General features: G+C 62.2%; 19 protein-coding genes. 16 read left to right on the forward strand and 3 right to left on the reverse strand.

The genetic code is table 11. The annotated features are described in order from the left end of the window. The first annotated feature begins 45 nt into the window (after nucleotides 1-45). From cyoA to GL4_RS04730, 5 genes are all read left to right on the forward strand, one after another. A complete protein-coding gene (gene cyoA, locus GL4_RS04710; protein ID WP_052464122.1) occupies nucleotides 46-870 on the forward strand; it encodes a ubiquinol oxidase subunit II in 825 nt (274 codons plus the stop codon). Between the two features lie 10 nt (nucleotides 871-880). Next, nucleotides 881-2,914, forward strand: a complete 2,034-nt coding sequence (locus GL4_RS04715; protein WP_045369464.1) for a cbb3-type cytochrome c oxidase subunit I — start codon at nucleotides 881-883, stop codon at nucleotides 2,912-2,914. Next, nucleotides 2,911-3,510: a cytochrome o ubiquinol oxidase subunit III gene (gene cyoC, locus GL4_RS04720; protein WP_052464123.1), complete on the forward strand. Its 600-nt coding sequence runs from the start codon at nucleotides 2,911-2,913 to the stop codon at nucleotides 3,508-3,510. Before GL4_RS04715 ends, cyoC begins: the two co-directional genes overlap by 4 nt. Beyond that, entirely contained in the window at nucleotides 3,510-3,830 is a 321-nt protein-coding gene (cyoD, locus tag GL4_RS04725; RefSeq protein WP_045365105.1) for a cytochrome o ubiquinol oxidase subunit IV, read from the forward strand. The genes cyoC and cyoD overlap by 1 nt, the downstream gene beginning before the upstream one ends. 203 nt (nucleotides 3,831-4,033) lie before the next feature. After that, a complete protein-coding gene (locus tag GL4_RS04730; RefSeq protein WP_045365108.1) occupies nucleotides 4,034-5,416 on the forward strand; it encodes a glutamate--cysteine ligase in 1,383 nt (460 codons plus the stop codon). Here the strand turns inward: GL4_RS04730 and GL4_RS04735 are convergent. Beyond that, the gene (locus GL4_RS04735; protein ID WP_082025473.1) at nucleotides 5,413-6,267 is read right to left on the reverse strand and encodes a DUF3108 domain-containing protein; all 855 of its coding nucleotides are present in this window, start codon (nucleotides 6,265-6,267) and stop codon (nucleotides 5,413-5,415) included. The genes GL4_RS04730 and GL4_RS04735 overlap by 4 nt on opposite strands. Nucleotides 6,268-6,440: 173 nt before the next feature. After that, entirely contained in the window at nucleotides 6,441-7,529 is a 1,089-nt protein-coding gene (locus GL4_RS04740) for an alkene reductase (protein ID WP_045365114.1), read from the reverse strand. 188 nt (nucleotides 7,530-7,717) lie between these two features. Between GL4_RS04740 and GL4_RS04745 the strand changes: the two genes are divergently transcribed. Beyond that, nucleotides 7,718-8,080 carry a winged helix-turn-helix transcriptional regulator gene (locus GL4_RS04745; RefSeq protein ID WP_045365118.1) on the forward strand — a complete coding sequence of 121 codons (363 nt, stop codon included), beginning with the start codon at nucleotides 7,718-7,720 and terminating at the stop codon, nucleotides 8,078-8,080. A 181-nt stretch (nucleotides 8,081-8,261) separates the two neighbouring features. On the opposite strand, the gene GL4_RS04750 is transcribed toward GL4_RS04745, so the two are convergent. Next, entirely contained in the window at nucleotides 8,262-8,876 is a 615-nt protein-coding gene (locus tag GL4_RS04750) for an invasion associated locus B family protein (protein ID WP_082025475.1), read from the reverse strand. 506 nt (nucleotides 8,877-9,382) lie between these two features. Between GL4_RS04750 and coxB the strand changes: the two genes are divergently transcribed. The 10 genes from coxB (at nucleotide 9,383) to GL4_RS04795 (ending at nucleotide 18,643) form a co-directional block, all read left to right on the forward strand. Further along, entirely contained in the window at nucleotides 9,383-10,216 is an 834-nt protein-coding gene (gene coxB / locus GL4_RS04755; protein ID WP_045365121.1) for a cytochrome c oxidase subunit II, read from the forward strand. Nucleotides 10,217-10,289: 73 nt separating this feature from the next. After that, on the forward strand, nucleotides 10,290-11,900 hold the full coding sequence (ctaD, locus tag GL4_RS04760) for a cytochrome c oxidase subunit I (protein ID WP_045365124.1): 1,611 nt from the start codon (nucleotides 10,290-10,292) through the stop codon (nucleotides 11,898-11,900). Nucleotides 11,901-11,942: 42 nt separating this feature from the next. Continuing rightward, nucleotides 11,943-12,911 carry a heme o synthase gene (locus GL4_RS04765; RefSeq protein ID WP_052464125.1) on the forward strand — a complete coding sequence of 323 codons (969 nt, stop codon included), beginning with the start codon at nucleotides 11,943-11,945 and terminating at the stop codon, nucleotides 12,909-12,911. Then, nucleotides 12,911-13,054, forward strand: coding sequence for a hypothetical protein (locus tag GL4_RS17710; RefSeq protein WP_172653293.1), 144 nt, complete (start codon nucleotides 12,911-12,913; stop codon nucleotides 13,052-13,054). Before GL4_RS04765 ends, GL4_RS17710 begins: the two co-directional genes overlap by 1 nt. Before the next feature lie 17 nt (nucleotides 13,055-13,071). Then, nucleotides 13,072-13,680: a cytochrome c oxidase assembly protein gene (locus GL4_RS04770; protein ID WP_244462680.1), complete on the forward strand. Its 609-nt coding sequence runs from the start codon at nucleotides 13,072-13,074 to the stop codon at nucleotides 13,678-13,680. Between the two features lie 59 nt (nucleotides 13,681-13,739). Continuing rightward, nucleotides 13,740-14,627: a cytochrome c oxidase subunit 3 gene (locus GL4_RS04775; RefSeq protein WP_045365126.1), complete on the forward strand. Its 888-nt coding sequence runs from the start codon at nucleotides 13,740-13,742 to the stop codon at nucleotides 14,625-14,627. 98 nt (nucleotides 14,628-14,725) lie between these two features. Beyond that, the gene (locus GL4_RS04780; RefSeq protein ID WP_045365129.1) at nucleotides 14,726-15,121 is read left to right on the forward strand and encodes a DUF983 domain-containing protein; all 396 of its coding nucleotides are present in this window, start codon (nucleotides 14,726-14,728) and stop codon (nucleotides 15,119-15,121) included. A gap of 9 nt (nucleotides 15,122-15,130) precedes the next feature. Further along, the gene (locus tag GL4_RS04785) at nucleotides 15,131-15,859 is read left to right on the forward strand and encodes an SURF1 family protein (protein WP_045365132.1); all 729 of its coding nucleotides are present in this window, start codon (nucleotides 15,131-15,133) and stop codon (nucleotides 15,857-15,859) included. Nucleotides 15,860-15,944: 85 nt separating this feature from the next. Continuing rightward, the gene (gene thrC, locus GL4_RS04790; RefSeq protein ID WP_045365135.1) at nucleotides 15,945-17,366 is read left to right on the forward strand and encodes a threonine synthase; all 1,422 of its coding nucleotides are present in this window, start codon (nucleotides 15,945-15,947) and stop codon (nucleotides 17,364-17,366) included. Next, a complete protein-coding gene (locus tag GL4_RS04795) occupies nucleotides 17,363-18,643 on the forward strand; it encodes a M16 family metallopeptidase (protein ID WP_045365138.1) in 1,281 nt (426 codons plus the stop codon). Before thrC ends, GL4_RS04795 begins: the two co-directional genes overlap by 4 nt. Nucleotides 18,644-18,653: the final 10 nt, after the last annotated feature.

An 18,653-nucleotide genomic window follows, 5' to 3' on the forward strand; every position in this document is an offset into this window, starting at 1 on the left:
GCGATCGCCGTTGCAGGGTTAACGGTGCTTTGTGCGGGGTGCGGTGTGGCCGACGGACCCACGCTCGATCCCACCGGTCCCATCGCGCTGACCGAGCGCGACCTCCTCTTCAAAGCAACCGCCATCATGATGATCGTGATCATTCCGGTCTTCGTCATGGCGGCGTGGTTCACGGTGCGTTATCGCGGAACAAACCGTAAAGCACGGTACACCCCGAATTTCGATTTCTATTGGCCTGCCGAAATCATTGTTTGGAGCATTCCAGCCGCCATCGTCGTCTGGCTGGCCTTCCATCTCTGGGAGTACACGTACAAGCTCGATCCCTACACGGAGATCGACCCCAGCGTGAAGCCGCTTCAAGTGCAGGCCATCGCGCAGGACTGGAAATGGCTGTTCGTCTATCCCGAGCAAAACATCGCCGTGGTCAACGAACTGGCCATGCCGGTCGGTACGCCCGTCAGCATCACGATCACCTCCGACACCGTCATGAACTCACTCGTGATCCCCAAACTGGGCGGGCAGATCTATGCCATGGCCGGTATGCAGACGCGGCTCAACCTTCTCGCCGACGAGGAGGGCACGTTCTGGGGCCGCAACGTTCAATACAGCGGCACCGGATTCGCCGACCAGCAGTTCCAGACTCACGCCCAGTCGAAAGAAGAGTTCGATGCCTGGGTTGAGAAGGCGAAGCAAGCGGGCAAGTCGCTCGACGCGGCCACGTATGACGCGTTGGCGAAGCCCAGTCAGAAGGTACCGGTGACCTACTATTCAGGTGTGGAGCCGGGGCTGTTCGACAAGATTATCGCCAAATGGTCCCACGGCGACATGGACCGCATGCCGCATCATTCGCAAGCCGAAACGACGGAATAGATCAGTGGATATCTTCGGACGACTGACAATCGATTCCCTGCCGTTCTATAGCGCCGTCGCCGCCTCCGGCGCCGCGGTGACCGTGCTCGGCGGGCTCGCGGTCGCCGGAGCCATTACCTATTTCGGCGCCTGGCGCATGGTGATGACCCAGTGGGTGTCGAGCGTCGATCACAAGAAGATCGGCATCATGTACATCATGCTCGCGCTCGTCATGCTTCTGCGCGGCTTCGTCGACGCTGCGATGATGCGCAGCCAGCAGGCCATCGCCTACAACAGCGAAGGCTATCTGCCGCCGGACCATTTCGATCAGATCTTCTCGTCGCATGGCACGATTATGATCTTCTTCATGGCCATGCCGTTTCTATCGGGTCTGGCCAATCTCATTGTGCCGCAGCAGATCGGCTCGCGGGATGTGGCCTTCCCGTTCATGAACTCGGTCAGCTTGTGGCTCACCACGGCCGGGGCGGGGCTCATGCTCATCTCGCTCGTCGTCGGCAAGTTCTCCACCGCGGGCTGGACGGCCTATCCCCCGTATTCCGGCGTCGAGTACACGCCCGGCGTCGGCGTCGATTACTGGCTATGGATGGTGTTCATCGCGGGCTTCGGCACCACGATGACGGGCATCAATTTCCTGGTGACGATCATCAAGAACCGTGCGCCCGGCATGACGATGTTCCGCCTGCCGCTCTTCACCTGGACCATTCTCATCACGTCGGTCCTGATCATCTTCGCGTTCCCGGCGCTCACCGTGGCGTGCGCCATGCTGATTCTCGACCGGAACTTCGGGTTCCACTTTTTCACGAACGCCATGGGCGGGAACATGATGAACTACATCAACCTGTTTTGGTTGTGGGGTCATCCGGAGGTTTACATCCTCATCCTGCCGGCCTTCGGCGTGTTCTCCGAGGTCGTCTCGACCTTCAGCCAAAAGCGGTTGTTCGGCTACATCTCGCTGGTGCTCGCCACCTGCGCCATTGGCCTCCTGTCCTTCACCGTGTGGCTGCATCACTTTTTCACCATGGGATCGAGCGCAAAGGTCAACTCGTTCTTCGGAACGATGACCACGATCATCTCGGTGCCGACGGGAGTGAAGGTGTTCGACTGGCTGCTGACCATGTATCGCGGCCGCATCATCTTCAAACCGCCGATGCTCTTCACCATCGGCTTCCTGGTGACGTTCGTCATAGGCGGGCTCTCTGGCGTGTTGCTGGCCCTGCCGCCGATCGACTACCTGATGCACAACACGACGTTCCTCGTGGCGCACTTCCACAACATGATCATCCCCGGCGTGCTGTTCGGCTATCTCGCCGGCTATATGTACTGGTTCCCCAAAGCGTTCGGCTTCAAGCTCAACGAGAAATGGGGCACGCGCGCCTTTTGGTGCTGGATCGTCGGCTTCTACGTCGCCTTCATGCCGCTCTACGTGCTCGGCATGCTCGGCATGCCGCGCCGCATGGAGCACTACGACATCGCCGCATGGCAGCCTCATCTCATCGTCGCCGGGATCGGCGCCTTCATCATCCTGCTCGGCATGATCTGTCTCGCCGTGCAACTCGTCGTCAGCATTCGCGAGCGGAACCAGGCGCTCGACCTCAGCGGCGATCCATGGAATGGCCGCTCGCTCGAATGGGCCACGTCTTCCCCGGCGGCGCCCTACAATTTCGCGGTATTGCCCAAGGTGGAGAGTCGGGACGCCTGGTGGGACATGAAGCAGCGCGGCGTCGCCTACGAGCGTCCGGCCGAATACGAAGACATCGTCATGCCCAAGAACACTTATGCTGGTCTCGTGATCGGCGTTGCCGGCGGCGTCTTTGGTTTCGCCGCGATCTGGTGGATGTGGTGGCTGGCGCTTCTGTCGCTGGCGGTAATCGCGGCCGCGATTATCTACCGTGCATCCGACGATGACGATGAGTTCGTCATGACCGCAAGCGAGGTGAAGGCCATCGAAGATGAGCGCTTCGCCCAGCTTGCCAAAGCCCCGAAAAACGAGATGGCGGACGAGCCCGGCTTTGCCGGCGAGCCCGCGCCGGAGCCCGCCGAATGAGCAGTGTCGCCAGGATGACGATCAGCCCGCGTGACGCGGAGCGTTATGAGGAGAAGGATTTCGGCTTCTGGCTCTATTTGATGAGCGACGCCGTCATCTTCGCCTGCCTCTTCGCCACCTATCTGGTCATGGTCGGCAATACGGCCGGCGGGCCGACGCCCAAGGATGTGTTCGAGCTCGATCGTGCCGCCGCCGAGACGGCGCTGCTGCTCTTGAGCAGCACGACGTTCGGTGTGGCCGCCGTCGCGCTCTCGGCCGGCGACCGCGGCAAGGTGCTGCTCTGGCTCGCCGTCACTTTCCTCTTGGGCGCCGGCTTCATCTTTCTGGAGATCGGCGAGTTCACCGGCATGATCGCGCAAGGCGCGGGGCCGGACCGCAGCGGTTTCCTGTCGGCCTTCTTCACGCTCGTCGGCACGCACGGATTCCACGTCAGCGTAGGCCTCGTGTGGATCGTCGTGATGTTCGCTCAAGTGTTCTTCAAAGGCCTCACGGCGCCGGTCGCCTCGCGGTTCATGCGGCTTGGCCTCTTCTGGCACTTCCTCGACATCATCTGGGTGGTGATCTTCTCCGTTGTCTATCTGCCGGGGGTGCTGTGATGGAGATCAAGTCGGGCCTTCAAATCGAGCGCACCATCAAGCCCTATCTGATCGGGCTTGCGTTGGCCGTCCTTCTGACAGCCATACCCTTCGGTCTCGCGGCGACGGGTGTGCTGCCGCGCGAGACCACGCTGATCATCATTGCGGCGCTCGCCGTGCTGCAGATCCTGGTACATCTATCCTTCTTCCTCCACATCGATTTCAAGACGACCCCGCGCGAGAACCTCGTGGCGCTCGCGTTCGCGCTCGTCCTGATCTTCATCATGGTGGGGGGCAGCCTCTGGATCATGTTCGACCTCTACCATCGCATGATGGTCTGAGCCCGGATTGGGCAGATCGACCGTCGGGCGAGGCGCCGATCAACGCTTCGTTATGGCACGCATCTGTCTCTTGCCGCGCCGGTCGCTCCGTACGATATACTGACCCGCTATAGTGTAACCTGTCTGCGTCCCGCGGGGCGCGCCGGTGCGCAGCGGCCATCGGCCTCCATATTCCAAACGACCCAAGCGGAGTTCTCCTAAACATGTCGACACGCGTGGACGGGCCCAAGAGCCTCATCATCGAGTCGCGCGATGAACTCGTCGGGTACCTGGAGTCGGGGTGCAAGCCGCCGTCCGATTGGCGTATCGGCACCGAGCACGAGAAGTTCGGTTTCAACGTCACGGACAATTCACCGGTCCCGTATGAAGGCCCTCGCGGAATCGGCGCGCTGCTGGAAGCACATCACAACTGTTTCGGCTGGGATGCCGTGCGGGAGAACGGCAAGATCATCGCGCTGTCTTGCTCGGACTGCCCCATCGGCGGATCGATCAGCCTGGAGCCCGGTGGACAGTTCGAGCTGTCCGGCGCGCCGCTCAAGACCATCCACGAGACGGAAGCCGAACTCCGCCAGCATTTGAGTCAAGTCGGCTCCGTCGCGCATCAACTGGGGATCGGCTTTCTCGGGCTCGGGTTCTCGCCCAAATGGACCCTGGACGAGATACCCGTGATGCCGAAGGACCGGTACCGCATCATGATGCAGTATATGCCCAAGCGCGGGAGCCATGGCCTCGACATGATGTTCCGCACGGCGACCGTGCAGGTGAACATGGATTTCAGCGACGAGGCGGACATGGTGCGCAAGCTGCGTGTCGGCCTTGCTCTTCAGCCCGTCGCGACGGCGCTGTTCGCAAGTTCCCCCTTCACGGAAGGCAAGCTGAACGGGTTTCAGTCGTACCGCGCCCAGATGTGGCAGGATACCGATCCGGACAGAACCGGAGGGCTCCCCTTCGCCTTCGATGACGGCATGGGGTTCGAGCGATACGTGGACTACGCGCTCGATGTACCGATGTATTTCGTCTATCGCGACGGGCGTTATATCGATGTTTCCGGCGCCTCGTTCCGCGATTTCCTCGCCGGCAAGCTGGAAGCGATGCCCGGTTTGCGTCCCACGATCGACGATTGGGCCGACCACCTCACGACGCTCTTCCCCGAGGTACGCCTCAAGAAGTTTCTCGAGATGCGCGGCGCCGACGCCGGACCCTTCGGCCTCCTCTTGGGTCTTCCGGCCCTGTGGGCCGGACTGCTCTACGACAAGACCTCACTCGACGGCGCAGCGTCGCTGATCGCGAGCTGGACGCAGGAGGAGCGCGACGAGATGCGCCTTGCCGTGCCGCGCACCGGGCTGGCCACGCCGTTCCGGGGCCGCACCGTTCGCGACCTTGCCCGGGAGGTTCTGGCGTTGGCGGAAGGCGGCCTTCTGCGGCGTGCCCAACGCAACGACAAGGGCCAGGACGAGACGCACATGCTACGTCCTCTCATGGAGATCGTCGAGAGCGGCCGGACGGAGGCGGATCGCCTCATCGCCGCCTACGAGGGTCCTTGGAAGGGCAATATCGACAGGCTGTTCGAGAGCGAGGCGCTTTAGCGGGCGTTGGCCCGGCGCGCGGCGGGCTCCGTCTTCAGCGCGGTCAACTTCACCATGCCGTCTCCCCACGACGTCGGCACAACCACCTTGTAGGGCACGACCATCTCGGTCCCCTGGACCGGCACCAGCCACGCCTCGATGCCCTCGGTTTTCTCCAAGAACGTCACCGCCGAACTTTCGGGCCGGTGGCCTCCGATCGGCTGGTAGCGGACCGCGCAGACGGCCGCGGCCGGGATGCCGCCGGCTGCCTTCGGACCAAGTTCTTCGGTGCGCTTCGGCGAGAGGGTCAGTTCGAAGAGCTGTTTGCCGTCGAACACCCGCAGGGTCTGATTGCAGACCGCGAGGTCTCCTGCAGGGACGCGCGCCTGAACGGATAGGAACGCAGCTGTCAGCGGATCGAGGACGTTGCGAAGCTGCGCGTCCGAAAGAGGCACGGCCTTCTTGTCGCGCCGCTTCTTCGGCGTTCGTGTTACCGCGGGACGAGCCGTCCCATTGAAGTCGATCTGCAGCGCCTGCGTCTTGTTGCTGTCGGCGTATGAGAAGTCGAAACGCTGCGGCGCGGGTCTCGCATCGAGAAGCGTGCCGTTGCTTCGCGCTTTGCCATTGGCTCTGTAGAGGAGACCCGCGAGGATCGAGAATTCGCCCTTCGCCTTGAGGGTGTAATCCTTGCGGCCCACGTTGGCGGTCAGGTTGAACGTGCCGAGATCGATCGATGCCACGCCGACGCGGTAGGACGCCTTGATCTCTTTGTCTGTCAGTGCGGCTTCCGCGAACGCGGCGCTCGTCCCCGCAAGGCAAACGAAGACCATGCCAAGCAAGCCCGTCCAGTAGCGCAATGGTCCAGTCCGCATGCCGCCCGCTCCAAAACCTCTCTTCAAGGCCTATTCCTTGAGGTCGGTTAGTTGCGCAGCAGTCTAGCCAAGACCACGCCGAAATTGTGGGCGCATCGGCGGGCGAGACGGTCGGACGAGCGTGAAGAGGGCGCCAGCGCGGCGCCCTCCGTGTTGCGTCGTTCTTGGCCGGATCAGGCGGCCTCTTCGAGCGTCGGATAGTCGGTGTATCCCGCCGCATCGCCGCCATAGAAGGTCTGTGGATCGGGCGCATTGAGAGGCGCGTCGAGGCGGAGGCGCTCGACGAGATCCGGATTGGCGATGAAGAGTGAACCGAAGGCGACGAGATCCGCCTTGCCGGATTCGACGGCGTCGACCGCCATCTGCCGGTCGTACCCGTTGTTCGCCATATAGGCGCCCGAGAAATTCGAGCGCAGCGTTTCGATCGCGTTGGCCGGGAATTCACGAGGACCACCGGTTTGGCCCTCCACAAGATGGACGTAACCGAGCCCGGCATCGTTCGCACGGGCCATGGCCACACTGAAGGTGGCGACGGGATCGCTGTCGGCGATGTCGTTGAAACCGGAGAACGGGCTGAAGCGTACGCCGACGCGCTTGGCCGGAAAGACGCCCGTAACCGCCTCGAACACCTCCGCAAGGAAGCGCGTGCGGTTTTCGGGAGAGCCGCCATAGGCATCATCGCGCTTGTTCGTGCCGTCGCGCAGGAACTGATCGAGCAGATAGCCGTTGGCGGCATGGATTTCGATTCCGTCGAAGCCGGCCGCCTTGGCGTTCTCCGCCGCCTTGCGGTAGTCCGCGACCACGCGGGCGATCTCCGCCGTCTCGAGCGCGCGCGGTTCGGAGACATCGGCGAACCCGGACGCGGTAAAGGTCTGGCTGTCGGCGGTGATGGGAGAGGGGGCGACCGGCGCTTGTCCGTCTGGGAGCAGGCTGACATGGGAAATGCGTCCCACGTGCCAAAGCTGGGCGAAGATCCGCCCGCCAGCCCCGTGGACGGCCGCCGTCACCGCTTTCCATCCGGCAACCTGGGCATCGCTATACATGCCGGGTGTCTGGATATAGCCCTTGCCCTCAGGCGAGATCTGCGTGCCTTCGCTGATGATCAGGCCTGCGCCCGCCCGCTGAGCGTAGTATGTCGCGTTGAGCGCATGCGGCACGTCGCCATCGGGCAGGGCGCGGTTTCGTGTCAGTGGCGCCATGACGATCCGGTTCGGGAGCGTTAGGTCGCCCAGTTCGAGTGGGCTAAAAAGCTTCGGTTCCATAAATTATCAGCCTCCTGGTACGCAGCGTGATGTCGGGGTCCCGCCGCTACGGAACGCGGGCGGGCAATGCCGCTTGACGTAGGCGTACAGGTTTCGATAATCAACCAGTATACAAATCGTAACCTAGTGAGCGCCCTCGGAAGCTCAGTGCTTTTTCGGGTGTGCTCAACGACTGCCGAGGACGGAACGTGACTGACAGCCGCACTTTACGGGATGAGCCGCTAGCCGGTGTCCCGCAGCCGAAACCGTGCAACGAACCGTGTCCGGTCGAGCGTGGCATGCGCATCCTCGGCGGCAAATGGAAGGCCTCGATCCTTTGGCACCTGCAAGCGGGGCCGACGCGCTTCAATGCGTTGTCTCGGGAACTGGGCGGCGCCAGCAAGAAAATGATCGCCGAACGTCTCAAGGAGATGGAAGAGACCGGGCTCGTCACGCGGCAGGTCGTTGCAACCAAGCCCGTGGCCGTGACCTATGAGCTCACGCCATTCGGCCATTCGGCGCTAGGCATCCTGGAATCCTTGCACGATTGGTGCGTCGACCACGACGTTTAGGTTGATTACTGCGCCTCGAGGCGAATGCTGCGCCGCGACTTGAACGGACGCGTGAGGCCGCCATATACTCTGCAAGCTACGCCCCTTTCCGAACCCTGCACGGGATGTGGGCGTTTTCCGTCCCCCAAAGACGGACGAATCGGCGGCGGATATCTCCTTTTCTGCCGCCGATTTTTCTTGGCTATTTGAGCGTCGCGAACGCTTGGGTGAACCCTTCCAAAGAAACCGGAATGCCGATTCCCTCCTCGACGGTCGGGAAGATGATCAGCAATGCACTCTGGCCAGACTTCAGCTTCGTCACGACTTCGTCCTGAAGCTCGAACTCGGCGATGCAGCCCGATGTCTTCCCGCATTTGATGTAGGGCGCGTTGCCTACATCCTCGCCGTCGATCTTCACGCCCAGTCCCCTGGGGAGAAAGATCCCGAGGGGCGCCACGACGCGCATCATGTTGACGTCGGCGCCGATCGATTTGAAGAGCTGGACGTTCAGCCCGACATTCGGCCGCTGCTCGTCGGTCACCATCTGAACGATCGCGCATTTCTCTTCACGGGCTCCGGGAGGCGTTCGGCAATAGAGCTGCCAGGCGCCGAATGTTCCGCGGAGCACGGCGGCGGGGCCGGCCGGACCTTGCGCGCCGTCGTCGTCTTGGGCGCGGACCGGCGATTCGATGGCCGCGAAGCTGACCACCGCCGCGGCAAGAACGAGCCGCAGCAGCCATGACCGCAGGCGCGGCCGGCAAGTCCGGCTACCGGAACCGGAACAACGGGAACAAGCCGAGAGCAATGGCGTAAGCATAGGGAGGACGGCCTTCCTGCATCTGGTCGATGGCGGCTACGACCTTAGGGACAAGACCGCAAAGCCCGGCCCTGTCGCCGTCAGGTCAACGGAGTAACAAGGCCATTCGCCGGGCAATAGGGCCAAAATTCGACCAGGTCTATCGCCGGCAAGTTTGACGTGGGTCAGCCAAGTGACCTCTTGTCTTGGGGGCTTGCTACGGAATCAACCTCCGGGCGAACTTGTCGAGCAAAGTCGCCTTTGGAGAAACTGAAAACTGAATCATGACTGTTGCCAATCAATATCCTTTATGATTTTAAAAATACACAATAACTGCTGACACCTGGGCTACGCTCGGTCGGCTCAAGAATGCGTTTTTGCGGGGGCGACGCCAAAATTTTGCGCAAGCTTATTCGCGTTGCCGCTGCGACAGTGGGCGCAGGGTCAAAAGGCCCGCGTTCGGCGATAATCGCACTTTGACCCTCCCAACCAGGAGTGGTCCGAGGGCAGGCTTTGGGAGTGATGGGATGGGGATGTTGCATCGTGCATTGATGGTTCTTGCCGCGTTCGCGGGGCTCGGCGCTAGCGGTTCCGCGATTGCCGAAGAACTCCCGCCGGGACGTGCGCATCCCTGGCAGATTGGCTTCCAGGAAGCCATGACCCCGATCATGGCCCAGATCAACGACTTCCATAACTATGTGACGGCCATCATCATCGCCATCACGCTGTTCGTTCTGGCGCTGATGGTCATCGTGATGGTGCGCTTCAACGAGAAGAGTAACCCCGAACCGTCCCGCACCTCGCACAACACCCTGCTCGAAGTCGCCTGGACGGTGATCCCAATCTTCATTCTGGTGGCAATCGCCATCCCGTCGTTCCGGCTTCTGTTCGCCCAGTACGACTTCCCCAAGGCGGATGTGTCCATCACCGCCACCGGCGCTCAGTGGTATTGGATCTACGAGTATCCGGACGAGAACATCAGCTTCAATTCGATCATGGTGCCGGACGCGCAGCTCAAGGAAGGGCAGCCGCGTCTGTTGACCGTCGACAACGAAGTCGTGGTTCCGGTCGGTGCGAACGTCGTCGTGAGCCTCAAGTCGAACGACGTCATCCACGACTGGGCGGTTCCGTCCTTCGGTGTCAAGCTGGACGCCGTGCCGGGCCGTCTGCAGCAGACCTGGTTCCGTGCCGAGAAAGAGGGCTGGTTCTACGGCCAGTGCTCTGAGCTCTGCGGCCGCAATCACGCCTTCATGCCGATCGCCGTACGCGTCGTCTCGCAGGACGAGTACGATGCCTGGGTCGCAAGCAAGAAGTCAGCGTCGATCGATGCCGAGGGCAAGCTGGCGTCGGCGCGCGACTAGTCGCTCACCGGCAAATCAACATGCGGCCTGACGGCCGGACACAAACACTTTAGGACGACAAGGGAAGACAGTCATGGCGAACAATGCCCAGGCAGAAGCGGCCCACCACGATCACGACGATCACCCGCACGGTTTGCGGCGCTGGCTGTTCTCGACCAACCACAAGGACATCGGCACCCTTTACCTGATCCTGTCGCTGGTCGGTGGCGTCGTCGGGGCTCTCTTGTCCATGGGCATGCGCGCCGAGCTCATGGAGCCCGGCATGCAGATCTTCGGCAACCCGGAGATGTTCAACGTTTTCGTCACGGCGCACGGCCTCATCATGGTGTTCTTCGCGGTCATGCCGGCCACGATGGGCGCCTTCGGCAACTGGATGGTGCCGTTGATGATTGGCGCGCCGGACATGGCCTTCCCGCGCATGAACAACATTTCGTTCTGGCTGCTGGCCATGGCGTTTGTTCTCCTGGTCTCGTCGCTGTTCATGCCGGGTGCACCCGGATCGACAGGCGCCGGCGCTGGCTGGACCATTTACGCGCCGCTGTCGACCTACGGTACGCCTGGCGTCTCCGTCGACTTCGCCATTCTGGCCCTTCACCTTGGTGGCGCGTCGTCGATCCTCGGCGCCATCAACTTCATCACCACGATTTTGAATATGCGGGCGCCGGGCATGACCCTGCACAAGATGCCGCTGTTCGTGTGGTCGATCCTGGTTACGGCCTTCCTGCTGCTGCTGTCGCTGCCGGTTCTGGCCGGCGCCATCACCATGCTGCTGACCGACCGCAACTTCGGGACCGCGTTCTTCGACTCGAAGCATGGCGGCGATCCGCTTCTGTGGCAGCACCTGTTCTGGTTCTTCGGCCACCCGGAAGTGTACATCATGATCCTGCCGGGCTTCGGCATGATCAGCCAGATCGTCGCCACCTTCTCTAAGAAGCCCGTGTTCGGCTATCTCGGCATGGCCTATGCCATGGTCGCGATCGGCGTGATCGGCTTCGTGGTTTGGGCGCATCACATGTACGCCGCCGGTCTCGACGTGAACACGCAGGCCTACTTCGTGTTCGCCACGATGGTGATTGCCGTGCCCACCGGCGTGAAGATCTTCTCCTGGATAGCCACGATGTGGGGCGGCTCGATCTCATTCAAGACGCCCATGCTGTGGGCGCTCGGCTTTATCTTCCTGTTCACCGTCGGCGGTGTGACGGGCGTGATGCTGTCGAATGCGGGCGTCGACCGGTCCTTCCACGACACCTATTACGTGGTGGCGCACTTCCACTACGTGCTATCGCTCGGCGCCGTCTTCTCGCTCTTTGCCGGCTGGTATTACTGGTCGCCGAAGATGTACGGCTACATGTACTCCGAGTTCTGGGGCAAGCTGCACTTCTGGACCATGTTCATCGGTGCGAACCTGGCCTTCTTCCCGCAGCACTTCCTGGGTCTTGCCGGCATGCCGCGCCGCTATGCGGACTACCCGGACGCCTACGCGGGCTGGAACTTCGTGTCTTCGCTCGGCGCCTATCTCGCATTCCTTGGCTTCATCATCTTCTTCATCGGTGTGATCGTGCAGTTCACCCGTAAGGTGAAGTCGGCCGACAATCCTTGGGGTGCAGGAGCAACGACGCTGGAGTGGACTGTCTCCTCGCCGCCTCCGTTCCATACCTTCGATACGCTCCCGCGGATCAAATAGGGTCCAGGGGCGCCGAAGTGGGGCGCTGGAGTAAGTAGGCCAATGACAGACACGACTGTCGAAACGACACAAGGCAGGTTGGATGTCGCCCTTGGGAACAACCTTGGGGGCGACATCTCCGACTATGCGGAGCTGCTCAAGCCGCGCGTCATGTTCCTTGTGGTGTTTACGGCGCTGGTCGGTCTCGTCACGGCGCCCGTGCACATGCATCCCGTCCTCGCGATCGCGGCGCTTCTGTGCATCGCCGTCGGGGCCGGCGCATCGGGCGCTCTGAACATGTGGTATGACGCGGATATCGATGCTCGCATGGCCCGCACGGCCTCGCGGCCGCTGCCGCAAGGCGCGCTGACGCCGAACGAGGCCTTGGCTTTCGGATCGGTGCTGGGGATCGGCTCCGTCCTGTGTCTCGGGCTCATGGTGAACTGGGTCGCCGCAGGGCTGCTGGCCTTCACCATCGGGTTCTACGTGTTCGTCTATACGATGTGGCTGAAGCGTTCGACGCCGCAGAACATCGTGATCGGCGGCGCGGCGGGGGCTTTGCCGCCCATGATCGGGTGGGCGTCTGCCACCGGGTCCGTGAGCCTCGAATCCTTCGTGATGTTTCTCATCATCTTCATGTGGACTCCGCCCCATTTCTGGGCGCTGGCGTTGATCCGCAGTTCCGACTATCGGCGCGCCGGTGTGCCCATGTTGCCGGTGACCCATGGCGCGGACGAAACGCGCCGACAGATCCTGATTTACAGCATCATCTTGGTGCCGCTTGGCATGGTGCCGTCCGTGATGGGCTTCGGCGGTTCGCTCTACACGGTGGTCGCGGCCATCTTCGGCGCATTCTTCCTGGTGCTTGCCTTCGACTGCTACCGGGAGCGTGAGGGCGCGGCGGGCGATCGGGCGGCCAAGAACCTCTTCGCGTATTCGATCCTATATTTGTTTGTGCTGTTCGCAGTGCTCCTCGTCGAGCATGGCTTCGGGTTGGACGGTGGCGTACTGCCGCGTATCTGGACGCCGTGATGGAAAATGCCGAAGTCGAACGCAAACGCAGACAACGCAGAAGGTCCCTGGCAATCGCCTGGACCCTCGCGATTCTTGTTATTCTGTTCTTTATCGTCACCATTGTGCGGCTTGGCGGCAACGTCGCCATTCGGCAGATTTAAAGGGTGAGGCGCTGAACGTGACCCAAACGATCGAAAACGGTTCCGAAACGGCAGGGCGTCGCGACAAGCGCGGGCTCGTTGCGCTGGTTCTTGCCGGCGTTGTCGCCGGCATGGTCGGGCTGTCCTTCGCCGCCGTTCCGCTCTATCGCCTGTTCTGCCAGCAGACGGGCTATGGCGGGACGACGCAAGTCGCGACCGCCGCTCCGGACCACGTCCTCGATCGAACGATCAAGGTGCGTTTCGACACCAACGTCGACAAGGATCTGCCCTGGCAGTTCGGTGTGGAGCAGCGTTCGGTGGACCTCAAGATCGGCGACACGGCGCTGGTTTTCTTCAAGGCCCACAACGACACCGACAAGCCCGTCAGCGGGACGGCTGGCTTCAATGTGGCACCGGAATCCGTGGGCCGCTATTTCAAGAAGATCGAATGTTTCTGCTTCAAACAGCAGACGCTCGCTGCCGGGCAAAGCATCGAGATGCCGGTAACGTTCTTCGTCGATCCTGAGATCGTCGAAGACGAGAGTACGAAAAATATTGAGGAGATTACGCTGTCCTATACCTTCTACCGGAGCGATGACCCGTCGGATGTCGCTGCCGCGCCGAGGGATAGGGCGTCGGGATCATAAGCGACACGGCGTGGCTTAGCCGCGCCAAGAGATCGATTGGGGAGGAAGGGGAACGCACGATGGCCCAGGCCCACGCAAAACCGCAACATGACTACCATCTACTCAATCCGAGCCCGTGGCCGCTTGTCGGGTCGATCGGTGGCTTGGTGCTGGCGCTTGGCGCCCTCATGTTTTTCATGAGCAAGAAAGCGGGCGACCCGCAGCTTTGGTACGTACTCCCGGGCCTCGCAATCGTGATCATCACGATGTTCGGCTGGTGGCGCGATGTCATCAAGGAGGAAGCCGAGGGTCACCAATCGCCCGTCGTTCAGCTGCATCTGCGCTACGGCATGATCTTGTTCATCGCCTCGGAGGTGATGTTCTTCGTGGCTTGGTTCTGGGCGTATTTCGACGTTGCGCTGTTCCCGGACGATGCGGTGACGTATGCGCGGACGGCCGTTACGGGCGGCCAGTGGCCCCCCATTCCGAGCGCCGAAACGGATGTCTCGGGCCTCGGTTATTTTGGGCATACTTTTGATCCCTGGGGCCTGCCTTGGGTCAACACGCTGATCCTGCTGACATCCGGCACGACCGCGACCTGGGCGCACCACGCCATGCTGCACGACGATCGCAAGGGGCTCGTCTGGGGTCTGACCTGCACCGTGGTGCTGGGCCTTCTGTTCACCAGCCTGCAGGCCTACGAGTACATGCATGCCGGCTTCGGTTTCTCGAACCACATCTATGGCGCGACGTTCTACATGGCCACCGGCTTCCACGGCTTCCATGTGATCGTGGGCACGATCTTCTTGCTGGTTTGCCTCTTCCGCGCGCTGGCCGGCCACTTCACGCCGCATAAGCACTTCGGTTTCGAAGCGGCGGCTTGGTATTGGCATTTCGTCGACGTTGTCTGGCTGTTCCTGTTCTGCTCCATCTACATCTGGGGCGCCGGGGCCAACGCCGGCCACTAGCGGCGAAAGGCACCGACATCGGAGGGGGGCGGTCCAGCGGCCGCCCCTTTCTGTTTTGGCCAACGTCCGTTTCGGACAAGAGATGATTGCAGTTGAATATGAACGAGCCACAGAGCCACAAAGTACATCCACCCTTGGGCGCCACGGTCTGGGCCGGGATGTGCGGGCGTTGCCCGTCCTGCCACAAGGGCAAGATGTTCGACGGCTATCTGACCTTGGCTCCTGCCTGCAATGTCTGCGGTCTCAACTACGATTTCGCCGACTCAGGCGATGGGCCCGCCATCTTCGTGATGCTCTTCACGGGCTTCATCATTGTCGGCGCCGCGCTTTATGTCGAAGCCGTCTACCAGCCGCCTTATTGGGTCCACGCCCTGGCCTGGGGAACGGCGGCGCTCATCCTTCCACTTCTTCTGCTGCGCAGTTTCAAGGGCGTTTTGATCGCGCTTCAGTTCCGGAACAAGGCCGAAGAAGGCAAATTGGTTTCGGATCGCTAGACTCAGGTCATGACGACTCCGGCTCTCATCAGGCTCACCATAGCCACGCTGATCGGCTTCGCCCTGCTGATTTGGCTCGGCCAATGGCAGCTTCAGCGCCTCGAATGGAAAGAGCGCATCATCCAGCGCATCGAAACGCGGACTGAGCGCATGCCCGTCTCGCTGGAGAAAGCCGTCGAACTCGCCCAGCAATGGGGCGATCCGAACTACCTGAGGGTGACGGCCGAGGGCCGTTTCCACCACAATTTGGAGCGCTATCTCTACTCCATCTCGTCGGACGGCGAACCGGGCTGGCATGTCATTGCCCCCCTGGAGACGGCTGCTGGACGTGTTGTTCTCGTCGATCGCGGGTTCGTGCCAGACGGCCGCCGGGACCCCGGCACCCGGCAAGAGGGCCAGGTTCGGGACATCGTCACGGTGACGGGACTCGTGCGAACCAGCGAGAAGCCGAACCTGTTCTCGCCCGACAATGACGAGGAGGCCAACCAGTGGTTCACGCGGGACCTTGACGGTATGGCGCGGTCCATGTTCCCGGGTGGGACCGTGCAGGTGCTTCCCTTCTTCCTGGAGGCGGAGGCAAGCGACGTTCCCGGCGGGTGGCCCAAGGGCGGGCAAACGCGGCTAGAACTGCCCAACAAGCACCTGCAATATGCCCTGACTTGGTTCCTACTCGCGGCCTGTCTGCTGGTAATCTACGCCGTCTACGTCTGGAGCGTGATGACCGGGCGGCGGTCTTAACCGTGCTGCCCGGCCGTATTGCGGGCCCGCGCTCCGGGGGCTAGGGTCTGGCAAAAAGTCTCAGAATTCCGGTGAGAGGCATATCTTGAAGTTCATTTCAACGCGCGGGTCTGCCCCGGCGCTCTCTTTCGAGGGTGCACTTCTGGCTGCGCTCGCGGACGATGGCGGCCTGTTCATGCCCGAGAGCTGGCCCCAAATGTCACCGGACGAGATTGCCGCCCTCGCGGGCCTCGATTACGCCGACGCGGCCTATCGGGTCATGAGCCCCTTTCTCGCGGGCGACCCGTGTCTGAACGACCTCGAAGAGGTGCTCTCGGAGGCCTATGACGGCTTCCACCATCCCGCCGTGGCACCGCTGGCACAAATCGGGCCCAACAGCTTCGTCCTGGAGCTCTTTCACGGTCCCACGCTGGCCTTCAAGGACCTCGCCATGCAGGTCGTGTCGCGGTTCATGAATCGCGCGCTCAAGCGGCGCGGGCAGCGCGCCACGGTGGTCGGCGCGACATCCGGCGATACGGGGGCGGCCGCGATCGAGGCTTTCCGTGGCCTCGACGCCATCGATGTCTTCATTCTGCATCCCAAGGGCCGTGTCAGCGACGTACAGCGGCGCCAGATGACGACGGCCACCGAAGCCAATATTCACAACATCGCGGTCGAAGGGACGTTCGACGATTGCCAGGCGATCGTGAAGGCGCTCTTCGGCGATCGAGATTTGAACAAGCGCCTCGGCCTGACCGGGATCAATTCGATCAACTTCGCGCGGATCCTTGCCCAGATCGGCTACTACTTCACCTCGGCGGTGACGCTCGGAGCGCCTTACAGGCCGGTGGCGTTCTCGGTCCCCACCGGAAATTTTGGTGATATTTTCGCAGGTTACGCCGCTCGCGCCATGGGCCTGCCGGTCCAACGCCTCGTTATCGCCACGAACCTCAATGACAGTCTTCCCCGCGCGTTGGCCTCAGGGACCTACGAGCCGCAGGGCGTGATCGCGACCTCAAGTCCCAGCATGGACATTCAGCTTGCCAGCAATTTCGAGCGCCTCCTTTTCGAGCTTGCCGGACGGGATTCGTCCAGGGTGCGGGGCTTGATGGAGGAATTGCGCGCCCGGGGCTCGTTCACGCTGAGCCAGGGCGAGTTCGGGCAACTCTGCGATCTTTTCAGTGCTCATTCTGCTGGAGAAGACGTGACTCAAATGACCATTCGGGGGGTATTCGAAGAAACCGGCATGGTGGTCGACCCGCACACAGCTGTCGGCATCGCCGCTGCGCAGCAGGAGCCGGGGCTCGGCACGACGCCCATGGTCATTCTGTCGACGGCGCACGCGGCCAAGTTCCCGGATGCGGTGCGGCGGGCCATCGGCATCGAGCCGGCGCAGCCCGAACGCCTGACCTTGAAGCTCGGCAGCGAAGAGCGCTGTACGGACATGCCCGCCGACTTCGCGACGGTGGTGGACTTTATTGTGGACCACGCACGGGCCGACGCACCGCTGACGGGAGCCGAGGCGTGAGCGTCACCCGGTCCACCCTGAGCAACGGCCTGACAGTTGTCAGCCATACCATGCCCGAAGTGGAGACTGTGTCGCTTGGTATCTGGGTCGGAGCGGGAAGCCGTTCCGAACAACTGACGGAGCACGGCGTTGCCCATTTCCTGGAGCACATGGCCTTCAAGGGAACCAAGCGGCGGACAGCGCGCGAGATCGTCGAGGAGATCGAGTCCGTCGGCGGCGACCTGAACGCGGCGACGTCGGTCGATTCGACCGGGTACTATGCGCGCGTGCTGCCGAAGGATCTGCCCCTCGCATTGGATATTTTGAGCGACATCATCCTGGAGCCGCGCTTCGACGGCGCCGAACTCGCGCGCGAGCGCGACGTCATCCTTCAAGAGATCGCCGCAAGTTCGGATTCGCCGGACGACATCGTCTACGACTTCGTGTCGGAGGCGGCGTTTCCCGATCAGCCTGTGGGACGGCCCATCCTCGGCACGGCGGACAGCGTCTGTGCCTTCGAGCGTGACCATCTCGGGTCGTACCTCGCCACGCATTATCATGCTCCGAACATGGTTCTGGCTGCTGCGGGCGCGGTCGACCACGAGGCCCTTGTGGCGGAGGCCGAGCGCCGGCTGTCCGGCTTGCCGTCCGACGGCACGCCGACCCCTCAGGAGGCCATCTATAGCGGCGGCCGCCGCCAATCGGACAAGCCGTTCGAGCAGACTCATCTGATGATTGGGCTGGAGGCGCCTGCCTATCATCAGCCCGACTATTTCACCGCGCAGATCCTTGCCGGCGCGCTCGGCGGGGGCATGTCGTCCCGGCTTTTCCAGGAAGTTCGAGAGCGGAGGGGCCTCTGCTATTCCGTCTACGCCTTTTCGACGGGCCTGACCGACAGCGGCATGTTCGTCGTTCACGCGGCAGGGGCTCCCGAGAAGGCCGATGAGTTGTTCTCGGTCATTCGCGACGAGCTCGACCGGGCGGCGAATTCCGGCTTCGTAGAGGCCGAGCTCGGACGCGTGAAAGCCCAAATGAAGATGGGACTTTTGGCCGCCCTCGAGAGCTCCAGCGCGCGCGCCGAACAACTCGCGCGTCACATCCTGTTTTGCGGTCGTGTGCTGCCGACCACCGAACTCGTCGAGCGGATCGAGGCCGTGGGTACGGCGGACCTGCAGGCCTTACTGCAGAAGGTTTTGGGCACGCCTCTCAGTCTTGCGACTGTGGGGCCCGTTGCTAATCTTGGAAGATTCGAAGCCGTGGCCGACAAGTTTATCGTGCCTGCGAGCAGAGCCGCCTGAAGAGGGTGCT

Origin of the sequence: Methyloceanibacter caenitepidi (assembly GCF_000828475.1) — a bacterium.
GTDB lineage: Bacteria > Pseudomonadota > Alphaproteobacteria > Rhizobiales > Methyloligellaceae > Methyloceanibacter > Methyloceanibacter caenitepidi.

Bases quoted from the DNA above. Each gene is read 5' to 3' on its own strand.
- cyoC (WP_052464123.1), top strand. From the start codon at position 2,911: ATGAGCAGTGTCGCCAGGATGACGATCAGCCCGCGTGACGCGGAGCGT.
- cyoD (WP_045365105.1), top strand. From the start codon at position 3,510: ATGGAGATCAAGTCGGGCCTTCAAATCGAGCGCACCATCAAGCCCTAT.
- GL4_RS04730 (WP_045365108.1), top strand. From the start codon at position 4,034: ATGTCGACACGCGTGGACGGGCCCAAGAGCCTCATCATCGAGTCGCGC.
- GL4_RS04735 (WP_082025473.1), bottom strand. From the start codon at position 6,267: ATGCGGACTGGACCATTGCGCTACTGGACGGGCTTGCTTGGCATGGTC.
- GL4_RS04740 (WP_045365114.1), bottom strand. From the start codon at position 7,529: ATGGAACCGAAGCTTTTTAGCCCACTCGAACTGGGCGACCTAACGCTC.
- GL4_RS04750 (WP_082025475.1), bottom strand. From the start codon at position 8,876: ATGCTTACGCCATTGCTCTCGGCTTGTTCCCGTTGTTCCGGTTCCGGT.
- coxB (WP_045365121.1), top strand. From the start codon at position 9,383: ATGGGGATGTTGCATCGTGCATTGATGGTTCTTGCCGCGTTCGCGGGG.
- ctaD (WP_045365124.1), top strand. From the start codon at position 10,290: ATGGCGAACAATGCCCAGGCAGAAGCGGCCCACCACGATCACGACGAT.
- GL4_RS04765 (WP_052464125.1), top strand. From the start codon at position 11,943: ATGACAGACACGACTGTCGAAACGACACAAGGCAGGTTGGATGTCGCC.
- GL4_RS17710 (WP_172653293.1), top strand. From the start codon at position 12,911: ATGGAAAATGCCGAAGTCGAACGCAAACGCAGACAACGCAGAAGGTCC.
- GL4_RS04775 (WP_045365126.1), top strand. From the start codon at position 13,740: ATGGCCCAGGCCCACGCAAAACCGCAACATGACTACCATCTACTCAAT.
- GL4_RS04780 (WP_045365129.1), top strand. From the start codon at position 14,726: ATGAACGAGCCACAGAGCCACAAAGTACATCCACCCTTGGGCGCCACG.
- GL4_RS04785 (WP_045365132.1), top strand. From the start codon at position 15,131: ATGACGACTCCGGCTCTCATCAGGCTCACCATAGCCACGCTGATCGGC.